Annotated in this window: 1 protein-coding gene; it reads left to right on the top strand. The window is 65.8% G+C overall.

The features are described from left to right. Positions 1 to 273 precede the first annotated feature (273 nt). The gene (gene htpG / locus AB0383_RS33920; protein ID WP_364182924.1) at positions 274 to 2,211 is read left to right on the top strand and encodes a molecular chaperone HtpG; all 1,938 of its coding nucleotides are present in this window, start codon (positions 274 to 276) and stop codon (positions 2,209 to 2,211) included. The last annotated feature ends 183 nt before the right edge of the window (positions 2,212 to 2,394 follow it).

Here is a 2,394-nt window from a genome sequence, read left to right as displayed (position 1 = left end):
CTGCACCCAGCCCCTCCCCGGCACCCCGATCCGAAGCCTCTTTGCGGCCGGCGGCGTGTTGTCAAGGCACGTTTTCCCGCCTTGACAACACGTCACCGGCCGTCAACACAATCCAGCTTCGGGGTGCACACCCGACGCGAGCCGCCCCGCGAGGGCCTGCACCCCCAACGCAACACGCCCTGCGAAGGACCGCACCCCCAACCAACCCAACCCATCCCAGGTAGGCTCGCTGCCGTCTTTCTGGTGTGGGTTGGGAAAGGAAAACGCGACACCATGTCTCAAGAAGCAGCGACTGAAGCGGCACAGCCCGAAACCCTCGAATTCCAATCCGAGGCCCGCCAGCTCCTCCAGCTGATGATCCACTCGATCTACTCGAACAAGGACATCTTCCTCCGCGAGCTCATCTCCAACGCCTCCGACGCGCTCGACAAGCTCCGCCTCGAGACCTACCGCGACAAGGACCTCGAAGCCGACACCTCGGACCTCCACGTCGAGCTCACCCTCGACAAAGACGCCCGTACCCTCACCGTCCGCGACAACGGCATCGGCATGAGCCGTGACGACGTCGTGAACCTCATCGGCACCATCGCCAAGTCGGGCACCGCCGAGTTCCTCCGCAAGCTCAAAGAGTCGCAAGACGCCGCCGGGTCGCAAGACCTGATCGGCCAGTTCGGCGTCGGCTTCTACTCCAGTTTCATGGTCGCCGACAAGGTCACCATCGTGACGCGCAAGGCCGGCACCGCCGACGGCGTGCGCTGGCAGTCCGAGGGCGAGGGCACTTACACGATCGAGCCGGTGGCCGACGCGCCGCAGGGCACCGCCGTCACGTTGCACCTCAAGCCGGCCGACGACGAGGACCACCTCTTCGACTACACGTCGGAGTGGAAGGTCCGCGAGATCGTGAAGCGGTACTCCGACTTCATCACCTGGCCCGTGCGGATGGCCAAGCAGGGCGCGCCGGACAGCGCGGAAGAAGGCACCGAAGAGGGCGCCGACGCCGCGCCCGAACTCGAGACCGTCAACTCGCGCAAGGCCCTCTGGGCCCGCCCCTCCTCGGAAGTCTCCGACGAGGAGTACCAGGAGTTCTACAAGCACATCAGCCACGACTGGAACAACTCGCTCGAGACCGTCCGCATGCAGGCGGAGGGCACGTTCGAGTACCAGGCGCTGCTGTTCATCCCGTCCCAGGCGCCGATGGACCTGTTCATGCGGGACGCGAAGCGCGGCGTGCAGCTGTACGTGAAGCGCGTGTTCATCATGGACGACTGCGAAGCGCTCATGCCGAACTACCTGCGCTTCATCAAGGGTGTGGTCGACGCGCAGGACCTCTCGCTCAACGTCTCGCGCGAGATCCTGCAGCAGGACCGACAGATCCGCGCGATCCGGCGGCGGCTGGAGAAGAAGATCCTCTCCACGATCAAGACGATGATGACCGAGGATGCCGAGAAGTACGCCACGTTCTGGCGCGAGTTCGGCCGCGCGGTGAAGGAGGGTCTGCTCGACGACCCGGAGAACCGCCCGGCCATCCTCGACATCTCGTCGTTCGCGTCCACACACCACGCGGAGAAGCCGACCTCGCTGCGCGACTACGTCTCGCGGATGAAGGAAGGCCAGGAGCACATCTACTACCTCACCGGCGAGTCGCGCACGGTGATCGAGAACTCGCCGCACCTGGAAGCGTTCCGCGCCAAGGGCTACGAGGTCCTCATCCTCACCGACCCGGTCGACGAGATGTGGGTCGACGGCGTGGGCGGGTTCGACGAGAAGTCGTTCCAGTCCGTGGCCAAGGGCGAGGTCGACCTCGGCGGCGACGAGACGTCCGACGAGCAGAAGGCCGAGTACGAGGACCTGCTCAAGTGGATGTCGGCGACGCTCACCGACAGCGTCAAGGAGGTTCGCCTCTCCTCACGGCTGACCACCTCGCCGTCGTGCATCGTCGGCGACTCGGGTGACATGACGCCGACGCTGGAGAAGATGTACCGCGCGATGGGCCAGGAGATGCCGCAGATCAAGCGGGTCCTGGAGCTCAATCCGGAGCACACGCTGGTCTCCGGCCTGCGCAAGGCGTTCGCGGAGAACCCGGCGGACGGTTCGCTGGCCGAGACGGCGGAGCTGCTGCACGGCATGGCGCTGCTGGCCGAGGGCGGCGAGCTGGCCGACCCGGGCCGGTTCCTGAATCTGGTCGCCGATCGGGCCGCGAAGGCGCTGTAATTTGGCGTCGGCTCCGCCGACGCGCCGTGGTTGGCAAAGGTCGGCTGGTTTTGGCCGGTTAGGTCCGGGAAGGGCCTCCGAGGAATTCCTCGGAGGCCCGCCACGGGCTGAAGAATACCCAACCACAGCCCGGGTTACGTGGACAAGACCCGCGCAGTACCCTAGTGGCCAGCCCACCAGCGA

Origin of the sequence: Amycolatopsis sp. NPDC051373 (assembly GCF_040689465.1) — a bacterium.
Classification (GTDB): Bacteria; Actinomycetota; Actinomycetes; order Mycobacteriales; family Pseudonocardiaceae; genus Amycolatopsis.
The sequence above is the reverse complement of the archived record's forward strand: the minus strand, read 5'-3'. Positions and strand labels throughout refer to the sequence as shown.